Origin of the sequence: Burkholderia glumae LMG 2196 = ATCC 33617 (assembly GCF_000960995.1) — a bacterium.
GTDB lineage: Bacteria > Pseudomonadota > Gammaproteobacteria > Burkholderiales > Burkholderiaceae > Burkholderia > Burkholderia glumae.
Genome location: NZ_CP009434.1, coordinates 1,589,275 through 1,608,976, shown reverse-complemented (window position 1 = coordinate 1,608,976; position 19,702 = coordinate 1,589,275). Strand labels below are relative to the sequence as shown.

The window sequence follows — 19,702 nt, the reverse complement described above, 5'->3', positions numbered from 1 at the left end:
GGCGAAAGTGGAGGCAGGGCCGGCGCCGCGCTCAGGCAGTGCGCCGGGACGGCGTGCGCATCACGGCCGAGCGGGACACGGCGGCGTGGGTAAGCTGCCGGCCGACGGGCGGGCGAGTTGGGAGTCGCGCAGGCCGGCGAGCGGCGTCGCCGGCGCGGGCCGCGCTTTTTTCGTTATTCGGGCAAAGTGGAGTGCGCAAACGTTTGACTGCGCTTCAAACGGCGGCATAGGCGAATTCACGCCAAAAACATCATTCCCGTGATCGGTCGATCACATTTTTTCAGGCTGCCGCGGCAGCCCGGGCACCGCCCGTGGCGCCGGTATCGTGACCGCCGTCTGGCACGGCGCCGGTCGCATCCGGTTCAACGCGCGCGGCCAGGCCCGGCATATCGGCTCGGGCCGGCACGGCGCGCTGGATCCGCCCCGTCGGCGATCTCGCTCACGAGATCAGGAAACGCTCGCGATCCTGTCCGGCGATCCAGCCCGGCACCCGGCCGCGGCCCGTCCACGTGGCGCCCGTCTCCGGGTCGCGGTAGCGCGGCTTCGGCTTCTGGTCCTGCTTGCGCGGACGGCCGAGCCGCGGCGGAAACAGGTCGCGCTCGGTCAGACCGTACTCGGCGATCGCACGACGAATGTCGGCAATCACGGCCTTGAGTTCCGTTTCGCGGGCCTCGCTGGCCTGGCGGGTCAACTCGTTCAATTGAGCGAGCAACTCGTGGTAATTCGACATGACAGCTTCCTCGTAGGACACCGGAGTCTCCGCGCGATCGATCGGCGACGTCGCGCCGTTTGAGGGCGCAACGCTCGATCCACGCGTGGCAACGGTTTATAACGCTCAAACAGGTCTCACTCAACCCACTATTTTGAGATAGTGACGCGCTTTTTTACATACTCCCGTTCCCGACCTTCGCCTGACCGGCGGCGCGGGCGCGGCGCGCTGCGTCGCACGAACTGCGATCGCAGCAGACGTGCAAGCGCGCCTGCAAGCGTACCGAACTCTCTAGGTAAACGGCAGACCCGGCGCGGCCTGAAGCGTGCCGCTTCAATCATTTTCGAAATTGCGGGATGAAACGGCGCCTGCGGGCCAGGCCCCTGTCGCCCGGGCCGGCCAACCGGCGCCCAATCGGCGCCCAATCGGCAGCCCAACCGGCGGCCCAATCGGCAGCCCAATCCTATCGCCCGGCCGGTCATCGGGCCGCTCCTATCGGGCGGCCATCGCACACCCCGCCGGGCCAGCCCCCTCCGGTGCGCGTCGGCCGGCCGCCATGCCCTCAGGCAACCCGGAAGCGCCCGACGGCGGCCGTCAGCAGCTTCGCCTGCGTTTGCAGCGCGGCCGTCGCGGCGGTGGACTGCTCGACCAGCGCCGCGTTCTGCTGGACCATCTCGTCGAGCTGCGCGACGGCGCGGTTGACCTCCTGGATGCCGCGCGTCTGCTCGCCCGACGCGTGGCGGATCTCGGAGATAATGGCCGTCACGCCGGCGACGTTGCCCACGATCTCGTCCATCGTCGCGCCGGCGGTGCGGACCTGCGAGGCCCCCTCGCCGACCCGCTCGACGGTCGTCTCCACCAGCGTCTTCACTTCGCGCGCGGCCTGCGCGCTGCGCTGCGCGAGGCTGCGCACTTCCTGCGCGACCACCGCGAAGCCGCGCCCCTGCTCGCCGGCGCGCGCCGCTTCCACGGCGGCATTCAGCGCCAGGATGTTGGTCTGGAACGCGATGCCGTCGATCACGCCGATGATGTCGCCGATCCGGCTCGAGGCACCCTCGATCTTCTCCATGGTCGAGACCACCTTCGAGACCACCTCGCCGCCGTGCGAGGCGATCTGCTGCGCGGCGCCGGCGCGCTCGTCGGCCTGCTGCGCGGCGCTCGCCGACTGGCCGACGGTGGCCGTGATCTGCTCCATCGAGGCGGCGGTCTGCTCCAGGCTCGCGGCGGCCGATTCGGTCCGCGACGACAGGTCGACGTTGCCGGCCGCGATCTCGTCGGCTGCCGTGCGCACCGATTCGGCCGCGTCGCGCACCTCGCGCATCACCTCGTGCAGCTTGCCCACGAACGCATTGAACGAGCGCGCGATGTCGGCCACCTCGTCGCGGCCGTCGGCGGGCAGCCGCTGCGTGAGATCGCCCGAGCCGGAGCCGATCGCCGCCATCGCGTCGCGCACCTGCGAGAGCCGCCGGAACGCCGTGCGCGTGATCGCCACCACGATCGCCGAGGCGAGCAGCACGATCACCACGAACACGATCGCGAAGGTGGCGAGCAGCGCGCGCGTGGCGGCAGTCGCCTCCTCCTCGTCGAAGGCCACCACGAGCCGCCAGTCGGTGCCGGCGATCGGTTGCGCACGCAACCATTCGTCGCGCCCGCCGATGCGGGCCACGAACGGCCGGCTCGCGTCGTCGAGCGCGGCGAGCGGCAGGTTCGCGAGATCGGGCGAGAGATCCGCGAGCGGCTTGCCCGCCAGCGACGCGTCGGGGTGCGCGACGAGGTGGCCGGTGCCGTCCACCAGCATCGCGAAGCTGCCGGGCGTGGGATGGATCGATTTCACGTTCGCCACCACGTCGTCCATCGTCACGTCGCCGCCGACCACCGCCTTCAGCTGGCCGTCGCGCAGCACCGGCACGGCCACCGTCACCACCACCTTGGCGGTGCGCGCATCCACGTAGGGCGTGGTGACCACGGTGTGCCCGGCCTCGGCCGCCTGCCGGTACCAGGGGCGGCTGGTGGGATCGTAGTCGGCGGGGACGCCGGCGGGGTCCGAGAACTTCGAGCTCTTGTCCGGGTAGCCCGCGTAGACGTTCAGGAAGCCGCCCGCCGCCGCGATCTGCCGGAACATCGGCACCGGGTCCGGCGAGAGCGCCACCTCGCTCAGCGATTCGATCATGCGCCGCTTCGAGGCGACCCAGTCGCGCACGCCGCTGCCGTTGTCGGCGGCGGCCGCCGACAGGTTGACGTTGAGATTGGCCAGATTCGAGGCACGCGTGACGACGTAGCCGATGATCGTGCTGGCGCAGAGCGCGAACGCCACGATGGCGACGCTGGCGACGACGATGCGGGCGCGAAGGGACGAAAGCATGGTGAAAGCTCGCTCGAACGGGGGGCTTGTGGCCCGCGGTTTTTCAGCCCTGGATCAGGGACCGGAGCGGTTAACGGCATGCCCGCGGAAAACTTGAGGGTGGTTCGAGACGGCCGCGGTCGGGCCGGCAGCGCCGCGCGGGCATCCGTCTGTATGGCGGGACCATGACGCGCCGTCACGGTGTTTTCGCGCAGCGATCTCGCCTGCCGTGAAGTTCTTTCCACGGCGACCGGCGAAACCCGATGCCAGGCTGTTACAATCGCAGTCCAACCTGAATGATCGTGCACATGGGTTTCGAACAACTCGCAGAATTGAAGAAGCAACTCGCGAAGCAGCGAGCCGATGCCAAGCCGCAGGGCCGGCAGGGCAAGCCGTCCGGCCAGCCTGCCGCGAAACCGTCCGGCGGCCATTCGCCGGCGAAATCGTCGAAGCCGGCGCATCAGCAACCCGCAGGCAAGCCGCAGCAGCCTGCGCGCCGCCCGGCCCCGGCCGCCGACGCGAAGCCGGTCAATCCGACCGTGCTGACGATCGGCAAGCTGCAGCGCCGCTTCCCGGCGGCGTTCCCGAAGAGCCCTGCACCGAAGGTGCCGCTCAAGATCGGCATCTTCAAGGATCTGGTCGGCCACGCGGCCGAACTCGGCCTGGACGAAGCGCAGCTGCGCGACGCCATCAAGGAATGGTGCCGCGGCAGCCGCTACTGGGCCTGCCTCGTCGATGGCGCGGCGCGCGTCGACCTGACGGGCGCCGAAGCCGGCACCGTGACGGCCCAGCAGGCGGCCGGCGCGGTCCGCCTCGACGCGGCCCGCCGGTCGCGCTCGGCCGGCAAGGGCAAGAGCGGCGACGCGAAGCGCGGCGACGGCGCCAAGGGCGCCTCGCCTGCGAACGCCGCGAGCGGTCCGCAGGACGCAGCGGCCGCGGCGCAGCCCGAAGCGCCGGCAACCGAGCTGGCGGCGACCGACGCCGCCGAAGCGCCGGCGGTGATGCCCGCCGCCACCCCGGCCGCGCCGGCGGCGGAGGCAGCCGATGCCGAAGCCGCCCAAGCCGCCGAGGCGGCCGCCCCCGGGCACGACGCGGATCAGGCCCGGCACGACGTCGACCCGAAGTAAGCCGCAACCGGCCGCCGCGCCTCGCGTGCGCGGCCGTGTCCCGCGCCGGCGGCCTGCGCCGCCGGCCGCCCTCTCCAGCCGAACGCGCCTCAACGGAACATCGTCGTCGCCAGTTCCACCACCTCGTTGCCCTTCGCATTGAGCACGGCCTTCAGCATGTAGAGGCTGAAACCCTTGGCCTGCGCCCATTCGATCTTCGGCGGCAGCGCAATCTCCTGCCGCGCCGTCACCACGTCGACCAGCACCGGCTTGCGCAGCGCGAACGCCTTTCGCAACGCGGCCTCCAGTTCCTCCGACCGTTCGACGCGTATCGCCTCGATCCCCGCGCCGCGCGCGATCGCGGCGTAATCGGTATCGGCCAGCCGCGTGTCGTCGTCGAGATAGCCGCCCGCCTTCATCTCCATCGACACGAAGCCGAGCGAGCTGTTGTTGAACACCACCAGGGTGAGCGGCAGCTGCTGCTGGCGCGCCGTGAGCAGCTCGCCCATCAGCATCGACAGCCCGCCGTCGCCGCACAGCGCCACCACCTGGCGGTCCGGCTGCGCGGCCTGCGCGCCGAGCGCCTGCGGCAACGCGTTGGCCATCGAGCCATGGTTGAACGAGCCGAGCAGGCGCCGCTTGCCGTTCATCTTCAGGTAGCGCGCGGCCCACAGCGTGGGCGTGCCCACGTCCACGCTGAAGATCGCGTCGTCGGCAGCCAGCTCGCTGACCAGCTTCGTCAGGTATTGCGGATGGATCGGCTTGCCGACCGGCGACGGCCGCGCCAGGCTGTCGAGCCCCTCGCGCGCCTCGGCGTAGTGGCGCAGCGCGGCATCGAGGAAATGGCGCTCGGTCTTGCGCGCGAGGCGCCCGTGCAGCGCGGCGAGCGTCGCCTTCACGTCGCCGACGAGCCCCAGGTCCACGGCCACGCGCTTGCCGATCGCCGCGCCGCGCCGGTCGATCTGGATCACCTTCGCGTCGGTCGGATAGAAGTTGCGGTAGGGGAAATCGGTGCCGAGCATCAGCAGCGTGTCGCATGATTTCAGCGCGTGATAGCCGGAGCTGAAGCCGATCAGCCCGGTCATGCCGACGTCGAACGGGTTGTCCCATTCCACGTGCTCCTTGCCGCGCAGCGCGTGGACGATCGGAGCACCGAGCGTGTCGGCCAGCGCCACGATCTCGTCATGCGCGCCCGCGCAGCCGCTGCCGCACAGCAGCGCGACCTTGCGCGACGCGTCGAGCAGCTTCGCGAGCCGGTCGAGCTGCGGCTCGGGCGGCACCACCGCGCCGGCCTCGTAGCTGACATGGCCGGGCACCGCATCGGGCACCGCCTCGAGCGCGACGTCGCCGGGCAGCACGATCACGGCCACGCCGCGCTCCTCGACCGCGGCGCGAATCGCGCGGTCGAGCACGCGCGGGAACTGCTTCGGGTTCGACACCAGCTCGACGTAATGGCTACACTCGCGGAACAGCTCCTGCGGATGCGTCTCCTGGAAATAGCCGAGCCCGATCTCCGAGGACGGGATGTGCGCGGCGATCGCCACCACCGGCACGTGGTTGCGATGGCAATCGAACAGGCCGTTGATCAGGTGCAGGTTGCCGGGGCCGCAGCTGCCCGCGCACACGGCCAGGCGCCCCGTGACGGCCGCTTCCGCGCCGGCCGCGAACGCCGCGGTCTCCTCGTGACGCGTATGCGCCCATTCGATCTTGCCGAGCCGCCGCAGGCTGTCCGACAGGCCGTTCAGGCTGTCGCCCGTCACCCCCCAGATGCGTTCGACTCCGGCTTCCGCCAGGGTGTGGGCCAGATAATCTGCGATCGTTTTGCTTGCCATGGGCGCTCCGTTCGAAGTGAAGGCAGTTCGCGCGCCGCCCTCGTGAGGCGCCCGCGCGAACGTCGGGGTACGCGACGGCGCGCAGCCGCGCGGTCGCGCGTTCGGATGGGACAGCGTGGAGGATTGTGCCCGGTTGTGAAAAAACCTGTGCTCGGGCGGGGACGACGCCGGGGCGCAGACCGGCGCGACGGCGGCCCGCGCCGGCCCGCCGCGGACACCGGCTGGCACGGCCGGGCCGGAGCCCGCCGCAACCCGTCGTCACGTATCGGACAAGCGCGCCCGCACCGTGTATTCCCCGTCCATCTCGCGCTCCGGCTTCACCGTGTACCGCGACGCGTCGAAATCGGCCGGCAGCGGCTCGACCGGATAGCCGTGCTTCTCCCAGGCATCGAGCCCGCCCTTCAGCGCCCGCACGTGGTGGATGTTCTTGCGCTGCAACTGCTGGATGATCCGCTTGGCCGTCGCCTCGTTCGGGCACACGCAGTACACCACGAGCGGCCGGTTCAGCAGCGCCGGATCGAGTTGCTCGGACGAGTCGAGATCGAGCGGATAGGCGCCGGCGATCCGGTACGCGTCCTGCTGGCGGATCGCGCGCGGCCGCGCATCGAAGATCAGCGGCGGTTCGGCCGATTTCATCATCGCGTCGAGCTGGGCCGGCTCGATGCGCACCTTGGCGAGCCAGCGGCGGAACTGGATGCGCCGTAGCCAGCGATAGAGCAGGAAGGTGACGAAGATCGCCGCGAACGCGTCGAAGATCGTGCCGCCGCTGCTGCGCACCCACAGCACGATGCGCACGATCTCATGGTCGAGCGCGGCGCCGCCGAGCAGCCAGGCGCTGGCCCACAGCGACGCGCCGGCGACATCCCAGAGCAGGAACACGGGAACCGCGATCGAGGTGGTGCCGAGCAGCGGCGCCGACATCAGGCCGAGGCCCGGCACGAACTTCGCAACGATCAGGATCGGCGCGCCGTAGCGCTCGAACACGTTGCGCGCGATGCGCAGCGTGGTGTCGAGCGACAGCGAATAGCGCACCAGCCCGTTGAGCAGCCGGCGCCCGCGCAGGCGCCCGGCGCTGAACCAGAGCGAATCGGCGAGCAGCGTCGCGCTGATCGCCGCGACGAACATGCTGGTGTACGAGGCCTGCCCCATCGCCGCCATCGTGCCGCCCAGGATCAGCATCGGCGCGGCGGGCACGGGCAGGCCGAGCTGCGTGACCAGCACGCTGAGAAAGACGGCCCACGGGCCGAGCGACGAAGGGATTGCAACGGGAAAGTGCCACACGGCGCCGCTCCTGGATCACGACCGAGCCGGGCTGCGCAGGTCTAAGCCGCCCGGCGGCGGCGTGCCGGCTGCGACGCCCGACCGCACGACCGGGATGGCCGCATTTTAGACGGTTTCGGTTACAGAACGTGAGCAAAGGAGCATTGCCGATTCCAAGCGGATCGCGTGCGCTCGGCATGCCTGCGGCCTCCCCGGCTCGGCCGAAGGCCGCACGATCCGGCGCTCGGGCCCGGTGCGGCGCCGGCGTTCGTCCAGGCCCCGCCTCCCCGCCGGGCTGCCGGGCCGGCGGCCCCATTCCGTCCTCGTTGCGGCCGCACTCGATCGAGCCCCGGCACCTTGCCGGGATCGCTGCCGCAGCGCCGCACGTCACGCCGGGCGCGCTTGCCCCGATGCGCGGCCCGCGCGGCGTCCACTGCATCCAGATAAACTTGCCGCCATAATACGCTGCGCGCGATTGCCTGCTCCCATTAGCAAAAAGTAGGGAAACCCATCAGAATTCCATCTCGATAAGAACGAACATTCATCCCCGCCACGGACCGTCCGATGCACGTGTGCGCGTTTCCCGCACGCGGATACGACCCGGCACGCGGCACCACCGACAACTCGCCATGAATGCTAGCGGCTCTTCCCGCTTCCCTTCCGGCCAGCCGCGCGCGCCCCGCTCCCGGCTGGCCGCCGCGCTGGCCCGCCCGGCAAGCGCCGGCTTCGCCGCGTTCGCGGTGGGCGCGGTGCTGTCCGTCGGTGTCGCGTGGTTCGTCGGCCAGGCCTGGCAGGACTCGATGACGGCACGCTTCGAGCGCCGCGCGAGCCGCGTCACGGCCAACCTGCGGCGCGAGCTTCAGGCGGGCGGCGCCATGCTGAGCGGCGCGCGCGGCGTGCTGCGGCTGGCGCCGGGCCTCACCCCGGCGGCGTGGCGCGACTACGTGGCCACGCTCGACCCGGACGGCATGCGCGCGCCGCTCGCCGCGCTCGGCTATGCCACGGCGGGCGCCGAGGCGTCGGGCTCTGCCAGTGAGCGCCGTGGCGGCCCGAAGACCGGGCCGGACGCGGCACCGGCCAATGGCGAGCGCACCGCCCGGGTACGCTCCGTGCTACCGGCGAGCGACGCGCAGGCAGCCGCCGGCTCGGCATCGGCGGCATCGGCGGCATCGGCGGCATCGGCGGCGGCGTCCGGCGCGCTCGCTTCGCCGGGCGCGCTCGCGCCGCCCGCGTCAGCCAGGTCCCCTTCGCTCGCCTCGATCACGCTGTTCGCGCCGATCGTGCGCGGCACCCAGCCGACGCCGCCGGCTGCCGACGCAAGCGCCCTGCGACGCGCGGCCGAGACAGGCCGGCTCGTGCTCGCCGTGCGCCCCGCGCAAGGCGGCGCCCCCGCCGCGCTCACGCTCTACCTGCCGGTGGAGGCCTTCGACGCCGCGCCCTTGGCGTCGTCCCCGGCCGCCAACGGCGCGCCGCGGCGCGCGCCGGCCGGCTACCTGTTCGCGCCGCTCGACCTCACGCGGCTGTTCGAGCTCGCCGGCGCCGACGATCGCAACCTCGGCCTGCAGGCCTTCGCCGAGCCCGGCAGCGCGCCGCTCTATGCCACCGAGACACCGCCCGCCGACGATTCGCCGCTCGCGCGCGCGAACTTCGTGCGCACCGACACGCTCGCGTTCGGCGGCGCTACGCTGACGCTCGCCTACACCGCGGTGGACGCCACCTCCGGCGCCCGCACGCTCGCCTCGGTCGTGCTGGCGGCGGGCCTGGTCGCCTCGCTGTCGCTGGCCGCCGCGCTGGCCGGCTGGTCTCGCGCCCGCGCGGCGGCCCGCACCGCGCCGAGCGGCAGCCGGCTCAACGAGGCGCGCATGATGGGCATCATCCGCTCGTCGATGGAGGCGATCATCACGGTCGACGAGGAGCAGAAGATCGTCATCTTCAATCCGATGGCCGAAAAGGTGTTCGGCGTGTCGGCGATGGACGCGATCGGCGCGCCGCTCACGCGCTTCATCCCGCAGCGCTTTCGTCACGCGCATGCCAGCCACATCGCGCGCTTCGGCGTGACCGGCCAGTCCGAGCGGCATCTGGGCAGCCAGCGGCTGCTGTACGGGCTGCGCGCGAACGGCGACGAATTCCCGATCGAGGCGTCGATCTCGCAGATCCACGACGGCGACGGCAAGCTCTATACGGTGATGATGCGCGACGTGACCGAGCGCGTGCAGGCCGAAAACGCCTTGAAGGCCTCGCGCGAGGAATTGCGCGAGCTGTCCGCGAACCTGCAGCGGGTGCGCGAGGAGGAAAAGACCCGCATCGCGCGCGAGCTGCACGACGACCTCGGCCAGCAGCTGACGGCACTGAAGATGGACCTCTCGGCCGTCGAGCACCGGCTGCTGCGCGACGGCACCGGCGAGGCCCATGCGAGCGTGGTGGAGCCGCTGCGCGAGATGCGGCGCCTGATCGACGCGACGGTGGCCTCGGTGCGCCGCATCGCGGCCGACCTGCGGCCCGTGATGCTCGACGATCTCGGCCTCGTGCCGGCCATCGAATGGCTCGCGAACGATTTCACGAACCGCTACGGCATCGAGGTCGAGCGCCGCATCGATCCCGGCGACGTGCGGTTCCCGAACGCCACCGCGACCGCCCTGTTCCGCATCGTGCAGGAGGCGCTGACCAACGTGGCGCGCCACGCGGAAGCCTCGCACGTGGCGCTCACGCTCGGCATCGAGGACCGCCAGTGCGTGCTGCGCATCGTCGACGACGGCGTGGGCGCCGATCAAGCGGACGGCCGCCGCGCGCCCGACGACAAGTCCTTCGGCCTGCTCGGCATCCGCGAGCGCGCGCACATGCTGGGCGGCACCGTGCGCATGGAGACGGCGCGCAACCAGGGCTACGCGCTCACGATCACGATCCCCCTGCCTTCGACACCGGACCCGAACCTGCCATGATCCATGTGCTGATTGCCGACGATCACGCGCTCGTGCGCGACGGGCTGCGCCACATCCTGCGGGACGCCACCGGCTTCGAAGTCGCCGGCGAAGCCTACGACAGCGCCTCCACGATCGCCCTGATCCGCGCCACGCCGGCCCAGGTGCTGGTGCTCGATCTATCGATGCCGGGCCGCAACGGCGTCGAGCTGATCCGCCAGATCAAGGACGAGAAACCGACGCTGCGAATCCTCGTGCTGACCATGCATGCCGAACAGCAATATGCGCTACGCGCGTTTCGCGCCGGCGCGTCCGGCTACCTGACCAAGGAAAGCGCGAGCGCCGAACTGGTGGGCGCGGTCGCGAAGGTGGCCTCGGGCGGCGTCTACGTGAGCCTGTCGATGGCCGAGCGCTTCGCCCAGAGCCTCAACGAGCCGGCCGACACGCTGCCGCACCAGCGGCTGTCGGACCGCGAATTCGACGTGTTTCGGCGCATCGCGGCGGGCCAGACGCTGACCGAGATCGCCAACGCGCTGTGCGTGAGCGCGAAGACGGTCAGCACCTACAAGACGCGGATCCTGGAAAAGATGCAGATGCCGCACGAAGCGGCGCTGGTGCGCTACGCGCTGCGGCACCGGCTGATCGACGATCCGGACGATTGACGCGTCGTTTCGTGCAGCCGGGGCCGGCAGCACGAAACGGCGAGCGGGCGGAAACGGCGCGGGGCCGCCGGCGCGGCCGGCGCGGCGAAGGCGGCGAAGCTCAGCCGCAGAAGCGGAAATAGCCGCTCGTCAGCTTCACGGGCTTGCCGCCCGCCGCCTCGATCATGCGCCGCGCGGCTTCCTCGATTTCATCACGGTGCGCGTCGAACGCATGGCGCAGGTCGCCCTCGCCGGCCGACGCCGCGCCGAAATGGCTTTCGAGCGCCTCGGCGCTGATTTCGCAACGCAGGCGCGTGGTATCGATCAGCACCGGGAACGCGATGGCCGGATCGGCCGGGATGTATTGCGGGGCATCCTGGGGAAACGAGATATGCATGGCAGCCTCCTGATCTGGCGATGCGACACGCATCGTTGTCTCAGAATAGCCGGCGCGCTGCGCCGCCGCTTGCGCGTGATCAAGGCACCTCGCCCGAGACCACGGCCTCGCACCGCCCACCCAAGGCCCACCCCAGGCCCGCTCATCGCGCCCACTCGAGGCCCTCTTGCTGCCGTCTTGTGGCCGTCTTATGGCCCTCTCACCGCGCGGCTCGCAAACTCCGTACCGCCCCGGGTTTCGACCAGGCGGTGCGGCCCGGCTCAGGGCAGCACCGCCGCGCCGCGCGATTCGAGCAGCCGCCGCAGCACGCTGCGATGGCAGCGGGCCTCGTTCTCGCAATAGCAGCCGACCGAGAAGTCGTTCGTGTGCGACAGCGCGGCGAGCAGGTCGAGCACCTTGCCGGCGTCGCCCTTGGCCATCTCGGCGCGAAAGCTGCGCTCGCAGGCGCGCCATTGGGCGTCGGTGCTGACGGCGTGGATGGCCTTGACCAGCGCCTCGCTCGGCGCGAGCACCGGCAGCCAGACGTCGTAGTAGTCGCGCGTCGCGAATTCGGCCTTCGGCACGCCGCGCGGCGGCCGCCGCACCGTGCCGATGCGCACGCCCTCGTCGGGCGCGCGCGGCGCGCCGAGCCGAACCACACGGATGCTCATCCTGACCTCCAGACGGACTGCCGGGCGCGCGGCGGCGCCGGCATGGAAAACGGCGTGAAAGCAAGCACGAGCAGCCCCGTGAAAAGAGGCCGTCGCGCCCCGCTCGCTTACACGCCGCTTGCGATCACCTCGCCGATCGCCTCGGCCACGATCGCGACGTTCGACTCGTTGAGCCCGGCCACGCACATGCGGCCCGAGCGCAGGATGTAGACGCCGTGCTTCTCGCGCAGCACGTCCACCTGGGTGCCGGTCAGGCCGCTGTAGGTGAACATGCCGCGCTGCTTGACGTAGCGCGACAGCGCCTCGGCCGGCACGTGCTCGCGCAGGCCGTCGTGGATCGCGGTGCGCATCCGGGCGATGCGCCGGCACATCGAGGCCAGTTCCTCCTCCCACTGCGCGCGCAGTTCCGGCGAGTCCAGCACGGTCGTGACGATCTTCGCGCCCTGCGTGGGCGGATTGCTGTAGATCGCGCGCACGTTGCTGGCCAGCTGGCCCAGCACGCGCTGGGCGGTGGCCGCGTCCTCGCAGATCACCGACAGGCTGCCGCAGCGCTCGCCGTAGATCGAGAAGTTCTTCGAGAACGAGGTGGCGACGAGCGCCGGAATCCCGCGCCGCGCCAGCTCGCGCACCGCGAACGCGTCGGCGTCGAGGCCCGCGCCGAAGCCCTGGTAGGCCATGTCGATGAACGGCAGCAGCTCGCGCGCCTGCAGCACGTCGATCACCTTGAGCCACTGCGCGTCGTCGAGGTCCACGCCCGTCGGGTTGTGGCAGCAGGCATGCAGCAGCACCGCGCTGCGCGCCGGCAGCGCGTCGAGCGCGGCGAGCATCGCCTCGAAGCGAAGGCCGCCCGTGGCATCGTCGTAATACGGATAGGTGTCGACCGTCAGGCCCGCGCGCTCGAATACGAAGCGGTGGTTTTCCCAGCTCGGGTCGCTGACCCAGATCGGCGTGTCGGGAAAATAACGCTTGATGAAATCGGCGCCGACCTTCAGCGCGCCCGAGCCCCCCACCGTCTGCACCGTGGCGATGCGGCCCGCATCGCGCGCCGCGCAGTCCTTGCCGAACACGAGCGTCTGCACCGCATCGCGATAGCCGGCGATGCCGGCCATCGGCAGGTACGGCTTCGGGCCGACCGCGGCCGCGAGTTGCCGCTCGGCCTCGCGCACGGCGCCCATCACGGGAATCTTGCCGGCCTCGTCGAAATAGATGCCGATGCTCAGGTTGACTTTCCGCTCGCGCGGATCGTGTTGGAAATTCTCGTTCAGCGAAAGAATCGGGTCGCCCGGAAAGGCATCGATGTGTTCGAACATGGTGAGTCCTGATCAAGCGGAGGAAGCGGGGAAACTGAGCTATTGCACGGAAGCGCCGGATGCAGCGTCGTTCGCACGCCGCCCCCGCAGACGATACCCGATTCCGAGCACGGCCAGCCAGGCCGGAATCAGGTAAACCGACAGACGCAGATCCGGGTCCAGGTACATCACCACCAGGATCGCCGCCAGGAACGCGAGGCAGAGCCAGTTCGTGAACGGATAGCCGAGGCTGCGGAACAGCGTGGTCTGGCCGGCCGCGCGCTTGGCCTGGCGAAAGCGCAGGTGGATGTAGCTGATCATCCCCCAGTTGATGATCAGCGCCGAGACCACCAGCCCCATCAGGAAGCCGAACGCCTTGCCCGGCATCAGGTAGTTGATCAGCACGCAGATCCCGGTGGCCACCGCCGACACGCCCAGCGCCGCGAGCGGGATGCCGCGCCGGCTCACCGACAGCAGCGCACGCGGCGCGTTGCCCTGCTGCGCGAGGCCGAACAGCATGCGGCTGTTGCAGTACACGCCGCTGTTGTAGACCGACAGCGCGGCCGTCAGCACCACCACGTTCAGCACGTCCGCCACCAGGTCGCTGCCGAGCGCACGGAAGATCAGCACGAACGGGCTGCCGCCCGTGACCACCTTCTGCCACGGAAACAGCGAGAGCAGCACGCCCAGCGCGCCGATGTAGAAAATCAGGATGCGGTAGATCACCTGGTTGGTCGCGCGCGGAATGCTGCGGGTGGGATCGTCGGCCTCGGCGGCCGTGATGCCCACCAGTTCGAGCCCGCCGAACGAGAACATGATGACCGCCATCGAGCTGACGAGGCCGCCCACGCCGTTCGGGAAGAAGCCGCCGTTGCGCCAGAGGTTGGCCACGCCCGCCTGCGGCCCCGCGCCGCCCGACAGCAGCAGCCACGCGCCGAAGCCGATCATGCCGACCACGGCGGCCACCTTGACGATCGCGAACCAGAACTCGGTCTCGCCGTAGGACTTCACGCTGACCACGTTGAGCAGGTTGATCAGCGCGAAGAACACCAGCGCCGACACCCAGGTGGGCACGCCCGGCCACCAGTACTGCACGTAGATGCCGACCGCCGACAGCTCGGCCATGCTGACCAGGATGTACAGCACCCAGTAGTTCCAGCCGGACAGGAAGCCCGTGAAGTGTCCGCAGTATTTGTCGGCGAAGTAGCTGAACGAGCCGGCGACGGGCTCGTCGACCACCATCTCGCCCAGTTGCCGCATGATGAAGAACGCGATGATGCCGCCCAGCGCGTAGCCGAGCAGCACGGCCGGCCCGGCCGTCTGGATGGTCTGCGCGATGCCGAGGAAAAGTCCCGTGCCGATCGCGCCGCCCAGCGCGATCAGTTGGATGTGGCGATTCTTGAGCCCGCGTTTCAGGCCGCCGTTGTCGTTCTCTGTTGGTTCAACCATGTCGTCTCCGTAGCATGCGGCCCCGCTTGCGTGGCTGGCGGGATCGGCCGCACCTGTCTCTGCCTCATCGACGCCGCCGGTTGGCGGCCACCCCCGCCCCTCGGGGCTGGCGCAGCGCCGGCGCGTCGGCAATCCGCGATTGTAACGGTTTGCGGCACGGCGGCTTCGCGGTTTGCACCGACACGCGCAGGAAACTGCCGACGCATCCGGCGCGGCGCCGTGGCGTCGGCACGACGAAAGCGGCCGCGCGGGTTCGCGCCGGCCCGGGTTGGGCCCGGATCGTGAGTCGTCGCGCACCACGGCTTGCGTCTGGCCGCGGCTTTCTCCGGGCTTGTGCCTCGCCTTCATTTTGTTACCGACAGGCGGTGCGTGATCGCGTCGCCCGCCGTTCGCCGCCCGGCTGGTGAACCGCCAGGAACGCGCGCCGGGCGCCGCCGCCGCCTTCGCAGGCCGGCCGCCGTCACCGGCATGATTCGCGCCGCGCGAAAAAATGAAATCGAAAGCGTTTCTTCACCGGCACGTCATCTGCTCGCCGGCCTCGCGCTCCGGTGCGGCAAGCCGCTGCGCGGCCCCCGCGAGCCGGCTCGCCACGGCCGCCCTTGCCGTGCCTTCATGATGCTTGCTTCGGTGATTTTCGGGTAATGACCTGGATAGATATGCGTAATCACCACGAAAGTCACTCTTCCCGCCAGCTTCATACCGACCTGTTCCAATGCTCGCACTTCGAGGCCTGGGGGGGGTATCCCGCTTCGAAGGCCCCGCCCGCTACCAAAAATGGTCCGCGCCGTCCCGCACGGGGAATGAAACAACAGACGGCCTTCCAATGGAGTCTCACACAATGCTGCTTCGTCGAACCTTGATTGCCACTGCCTGCGTCGCGTCTGCGATCACGCTGTACGCCTGCGGCGGCAATGATGATAGTTCCGCGTCCAACTCGACCACGCCTTCGTCCTCGCCGAGCTCGACGGTCTCGGCTCAGGACGCTCTGCAGACCAAGACGCCGATCAAGCATCTGGTCGTGATCTACGGCGAGAACGTCTCGTTCGACCACTATTTCGGTACGTATCCCAACGCCGCCAATCTGGCCGGCGAACCGGCCTTCACGCCGGCCGCGAACACGCAGACCGACATCGACAACCTCGGCCCGGCCACCAGCGCGCTGCGCACCGCGAACGGCAACCAGACGAACCCGGCCAACGGCTCGGACGCCTCGGGCCCGTTCCGCCTGGACCGCACGCAGGCCGCATCGGCCGATCAGAACCACGCCTACACTGCCGAACAGCAGGCCTACGACAACGGCGCGGCCGACCTGTTCCCGCTCTACACCGGCAGGGCCACGCCGGGCGGCGTGGGCGGCTTCGGCACGAAGGGCCAGGTGATGGGCTATTACGACGGCAACACCGTCACGGCCCTGTGGAACTACGCATCGCATTACGCGATGAGCGACAACGCGTTCTCCGACACCTATGGCCCGTCGACGCCGGGCGCGCTCGAGCTGGTGTCGGGCAACACCAACGGCATGCAGATCGTGAAGACCTCGAAGGCCTCCTCGACCAAGCTGGCCACCTCGTACTACGTCAACGACGGCCAGAGCGGCTACACGATGATCAACGACGTGGACCCGGGCTATGACGTCTGCTCGAGCACGACGGACCAGGCGATGATGCAGGGCAAGAACATCGGCGACCTGCTGAACGCGCAGAAGATCACCTGGGGCGGCTTCATGGGCGGCTTCAACCTGTCGACCAAGAATGCCGACGGCTCGACGGGCTGCGCGCGCAAGACGATGGCCACGGCCGTCGGCGCCGCGACCAACGACTACATCCCCCACCACAACTGGTTCCAGTACTTCGCTTCGACGGCGAACCCGAACCACACGCGTCCGAGCTCGATCGCGGCGATCGGCTCGAGCCTGGAAACCGACGGCAAGACGGCCGAGCCGGCCAACCACCAGTACGATTCGGACGACTTCTTCGCGGCGGTCCAGGCCGGCAACTTCCCGTCGGTATCGTTCCTGAAGGCCCCGGCCGCCCAGGACGCGCACGCCGGCTACTCGGACCCGCTCGACGAGCAGCTGTTCGTCACGAAGGTCGTGAACTTCCTGATGCAGCAGCCGGACTGGAAGAACACCGCCGTGGTCGTCACCTATGACGACTCGGACGGCTGGTACGACCACAAGTACGTCACGCCGACGCACGCTTCGTTCGACGCGGTCGATCAGCTGAACGGCGACGGCGTCTGCGGCACGGGCTCGGCCTCGGTGCCGCTCGGCGTCACGGGCAAGCCGGTGAACGGCCGCTGCGGTCCGGGCACGCGCATTCCGTTCCTGCTGATCTCGCCGTGGGCCAAGACGAACTACGTCAGCCACGTGCCGATCACGCAGGCGTCGGTGGCGCGCTTCATCGAAGACAACTGGCTCGGCGGCACGCGCCTGGGCGGCGGTTCGTTCGATGCGACGGCCGGCGACATGAGCGACCTGCTGAACCTGACCGGCTCGGCCAACACGACGGCGCTGTTCCTCGATCCGTCGGTGGGTACGCCGCTGAGCGCGGCACCGGCCAACTGATCCGCCACGATGTAACGAAACCGGCCGGCGCGCGAGCGCCGGCCTTTTGCCTGTGCGGCCGCCGTCTCGGGCGGCCACCCCGACTCGACCACACCAGCATGAACGAGCTTTCCGCCACGCCCGCCGTCCCTCCCTCCTCCCCGGCGCCCCGCCGCCATCCGTTGCGCACCATCGTGCTGACGCTCGTCGGCGCCGCCGCGCTGGCCGCGGTGGGCTATGCCGGCTACGCAATCGCGTTCCCGGCCGACGTGCCCGACGCGGTGGGCGAGATCGTCGAGAACCTGACGGGCGCGAATCCGCATCCGGTCGTGCTGAAACGCCCGGTCGACCAGCCGCTTTCCGCCGTCGCGCTGCTCGGCAAGGCGCTGTTCTTCGACCCGATGCTGTCGGCCTCGGGCAAGATGTCGTGCGCGTCGTGCCACAGCCCGGCGCACGCCTACGGCCCGCCGAACGACCTCGACGTGCAGCTCGGCGGCAAGAACCTGGACCTGCCGGGCTACCGCCCGCCGCCCTCGCTGATGTACCTGAACCGCCAGCCGAACTTCAGCATCGGCCCGGACGCGGGCGAGAACGACGCCGCGCCCAGCGTGCAGCAGCTGGCCACGCAGAACGCCGGCGTGGTGAAGGCGCAGAAGACGGCCGGCGGCCCGGCCGCGGTGCAGATGGTGCCGCAGGGCGGCCTGTTCTGGGACGGCCGCGCCGACACGCTGCAGCAGCAGGCATTGGGGCCGCTGCTCAATTCGGTCGAGATGGCCAATCCGAATGTCGAGGACGTGGTCGCGCGCGTGGCCAACAGCAAATACGCGGCACCGCTCAAGCAGATGTTCGGCGACAACATCTTCAAGGACAAGCGGCTGGCGGCCTCCGAGATCGTCTTCGCGATCGCGCGCTACCAGTACGAGGACCCCTCGTTCCATCCGTACAACAGCAAGTACGACCGCTGGCTGGAAGGCAAGGCGCGCCTGAGCCATGCGGAGCTGAACGGGCTGCGGCTGTTCAACGACCCGAACAAGGCGAACTGCGCGGGCTGCCACCTCTCCCAGCCGAGCCCGGAAGGCCTGCCGCCGATGTTTACCGACTACCAGTACGAGGCGCTCGGCGTGCCGCGCAACCGCGCGCTTCCGCAAAACAAGGACCCGTCGTTCTACGATATCGGCGTGTGCGGCCCGTTCCGCACCGACCTGAAGGACCAGTCGCAGTACTGCTCGATGTTCCTCACGCCGACGCTGCGCAACGCCGCCACGCGCCACGTGTTCTTCCACAACGGGATCTACCACGACCTGCAGCACGTGATGGACTTCTACAACGCGCGCAACACCGACCCCGGCAAGTTCTACCCGCGCGGCCCGGACGGCAAGATCGAGAAGTACGACGACATTCCGGCCCGATACCGGGCCAACGTCGACGTGACCGACGCCCCGTTCGACCGCAAGTTCGGCGACACGCCCGCCATGACGCAGGCGGACATCCAGGACATCATCGCCTTCCTGCACACGCTCGACGACGATCCCAAGCCGAGATAAGCACACCGACGGCGCCGCCCGGCGCCGCGCCGAGCCCGGCACGCCCGACGCCCCTGCCCGCAGGGGCGTTTTTCCTGGGCGCGCGGCCGGGCGCCGCCGAGCTTTTCAATTCTTTCACTTTGCCTTCTAAGCAGACACAGATTTTCACAATTCCGGCACTACCTAATTCACCAGAAAAAAACGGGCAAAAGAATTAGAAGAATGCGCGCGCAAACGTATCCGGGCAATTACCGTATTCCCCTGAATAAAATCCGGTTGCCGCTCACCTGACATTTGGTTAGCATCTCGACTGGCATTTTTTTCGCCAGTCATTTCAAATATTTGGTTCCATGACATTCGAATCGGTCCCCGTTCCGCAGCCGCCTGCCGCAGCCCTGCGCGCCGATGCCGAATTGACCCTGCGGGCCGCCACGCAGGCCGATCTGTCATGGCTTTGCGAAGTGTTCACGAGCACCCGCCGCGAGGAATTCATGCGCACTGGCTGGGAGCCCGAGCGCGTCGAGGCGTTCCTGCGCGAGCAGTTCCAGCTTCAGCACCAGTATTACCACGATCATTACCGGCAAGGCTGCTTCGACGTCGTCTCGTTCCGCGGCACGGCGGTCGGCCGCCTCTATCATGCCTGGCGTCCCCGGCAACTGGGCGACGAGGTGCGGGTGATCGACATCGCCTTGCTGCCGGCATGGCGCGGACGGGGCATCGGCACGCGGCTGATGCATGCGGTGATTGCCGAGGCGGTGCAACAGGGGCTGCCGGTCAGCCTCAACGTGGAGGCCGATAATCCGGTGCAGCGCTTGTATAGGCGACTCGGTTTCGTCAAGGTGGCCAGCGGCGGCGTGTACGACACGATGCGCCGCGAAGCGGTGCCGTTCGATTTACCGGCCACTGCGCTATCGCGGCTGCGCCAAGCAACGACCAACCCTGCCATGGCCGTTTAAGTAAATTCTTGATATAGCCGAGCGAATGCACGTCCCGCCACTTCAGAAAAACGCGGCAGCGTCGTAAACCCGACAAACGGGATGAT

At 69.4% G+C, this 19,702-nt stretch carries 15 protein-coding genes; 7 read left to right on the top strand and 8 right to left on the bottom strand.

Annotated elements, in window-relative coordinates:
* Positions 1–439: 439 nt before the first annotated feature.
* Together KS03_RS08010 and KS03_RS08005 are read right to left on the bottom strand one after the other, a co-directional pair.
* On the bottom strand, positions 440–730 hold the full coding sequence (locus KS03_RS08010; RefSeq protein ID WP_012734010.1) for an H-NS histone family protein: 291 nt from the start codon (positions 728–730) through the stop codon (positions 440–442).
* Between the two features lie 541 nt (positions 731–1,271).
* Positions 1,272–3,071, bottom strand: coding sequence for a methyl-accepting chemotaxis protein (locus KS03_RS08005; protein WP_012734011.1), 1,800 nt, complete (start codon positions 3,069–3,071; stop codon positions 1,272–1,274).
* A gap of 287 nt (positions 3,072–3,358) precedes the next feature.
* Here KS03_RS08005 and KS03_RS08000 point away from each other — a divergent pair, with 287 nt between their 5' ends.
* Positions 3,359–4,177 carry a ProQ/FinO family protein gene (locus KS03_RS08000; RefSeq protein ID WP_012734012.1) on the top strand — a complete coding sequence of 273 codons (819 nt, stop codon included), beginning with the start codon at positions 3,359–3,361 and terminating at the stop codon, positions 4,175–4,177.
* A gap of 89 nt (positions 4,178–4,266) precedes the next feature.
* Here KS03_RS08000 and poxB read toward each other — a convergent pair whose 3' ends face one another.
* Complete coding sequence (poxB, locus tag KS03_RS07995) at positions 4,267–5,988, bottom strand: ubiquinone-dependent pyruvate dehydrogenase (protein WP_012734013.1); 1,722 nt, start codon at positions 5,986–5,988, stop codon at positions 4,267–4,269.
* 258 nt (positions 5,989–6,246) lie between these two features.
* Complete coding sequence (locus KS03_RS07990) at positions 6,247–7,269, bottom strand: VTT domain-containing protein (protein ID WP_012734014.1); 1,023 nt, start codon at positions 7,267–7,269, stop codon at positions 6,247–6,249.
* Between the two features lie 608 nt (positions 7,270–7,877).
* Between KS03_RS07990 and KS03_RS07985 the strand changes: the two genes are divergently transcribed.
* Positions 7,878–10,187, top strand: a complete 2,310-nt coding sequence (locus tag KS03_RS07985; protein ID WP_045678742.1) for a PAS domain S-box protein — start codon at positions 7,878–7,880, stop codon at positions 10,185–10,187.
* Positions 10,184–10,828: a response regulator gene (locus KS03_RS07980; RefSeq protein WP_012734016.1), complete on the top strand. Its 645-nt coding sequence runs from the start codon at positions 10,184–10,186 to the stop codon at positions 10,826–10,828. The genes KS03_RS07985 and KS03_RS07980 overlap by 4 nt, the downstream gene beginning before the upstream one ends.
* 100 nt (positions 10,829–10,928) lie before the next feature.
* Here the strand turns inward: KS03_RS07980 and KS03_RS07975 are convergent, their stop codons facing one another.
* The 4 genes from KS03_RS07975 to KS03_RS07960 form a co-directional block, all read right to left on the bottom strand.
* The gene (locus KS03_RS07975) at positions 10,929–11,204 is read right to left on the bottom strand and encodes a DUF1488 family protein (RefSeq protein WP_012734017.1); all 276 of its coding nucleotides are present in this window, start codon (positions 11,202–11,204) and stop codon (positions 10,929–10,931) included.
* 260 nt (positions 11,205–11,464) lie between these two features.
* The gene (locus tag KS03_RS07970; RefSeq protein WP_012734018.1) at positions 11,465–11,854 is read right to left on the bottom strand and encodes a DUF488 domain-containing protein; all 390 of its coding nucleotides are present in this window, start codon (positions 11,852–11,854) and stop codon (positions 11,465–11,467) included.
* Positions 11,855–11,961: 107 nt separating this feature from the next.
* The gene (locus KS03_RS07965; RefSeq protein WP_012734019.1) at positions 11,962–13,164 is read right to left on the bottom strand and encodes an amino acid aminotransferase; all 1,203 of its coding nucleotides are present in this window, start codon (positions 13,162–13,164) and stop codon (positions 11,962–11,964) included.
* Between the two features lie 39 nt (positions 13,165–13,203).
* Positions 13,204–14,592: an amino acid permease gene (locus KS03_RS07960; RefSeq protein WP_012734020.1), complete on the bottom strand. Its 1,389-nt coding sequence runs from the start codon at positions 14,590–14,592 to the stop codon at positions 13,204–13,206.
* Between the two features lie 369 nt (positions 14,593–14,961).
* Between KS03_RS07960 and KS03_RS32710 the strand changes: the two genes are divergently transcribed.
* The 4 genes from KS03_RS32710 (at position 14,962) to KS03_RS07945 (ending at position 19,616) form a co-directional block, all read left to right on the top strand.
* Positions 14,962–15,234 (top strand): hypothetical protein, encoded by a 273-nt coding sequence (locus tag KS03_RS32710; protein WP_127913900.1) that lies wholly within the window; start codon positions 14,962–14,964, stop codon positions 15,232–15,234.
* Between the two features lie 196 nt (positions 15,235–15,430).
* Entirely contained in the window at positions 15,431–17,158 is a 1,728-nt protein-coding gene (locus KS03_RS07955; protein WP_012734021.1) for a phospholipase C, read from the top strand.
* A 98-nt stretch (positions 17,159–17,256) separates the two neighbouring features.
* A complete protein-coding gene (locus KS03_RS07950) occupies positions 17,257–18,681 on the top strand; it encodes a cytochrome-c peroxidase (RefSeq protein ID WP_012734022.1) in 1,425 nt (474 codons plus the stop codon).
* 329 nt (positions 18,682–19,010) lie between these two features.
* Complete coding sequence (locus KS03_RS07945; protein WP_012734023.1) at positions 19,011–19,616, top strand: GNAT family N-acetyltransferase; 606 nt, start codon at positions 19,011–19,013, stop codon at positions 19,614–19,616.
* Positions 19,617–19,702 lie beyond the last annotated feature (86 nt).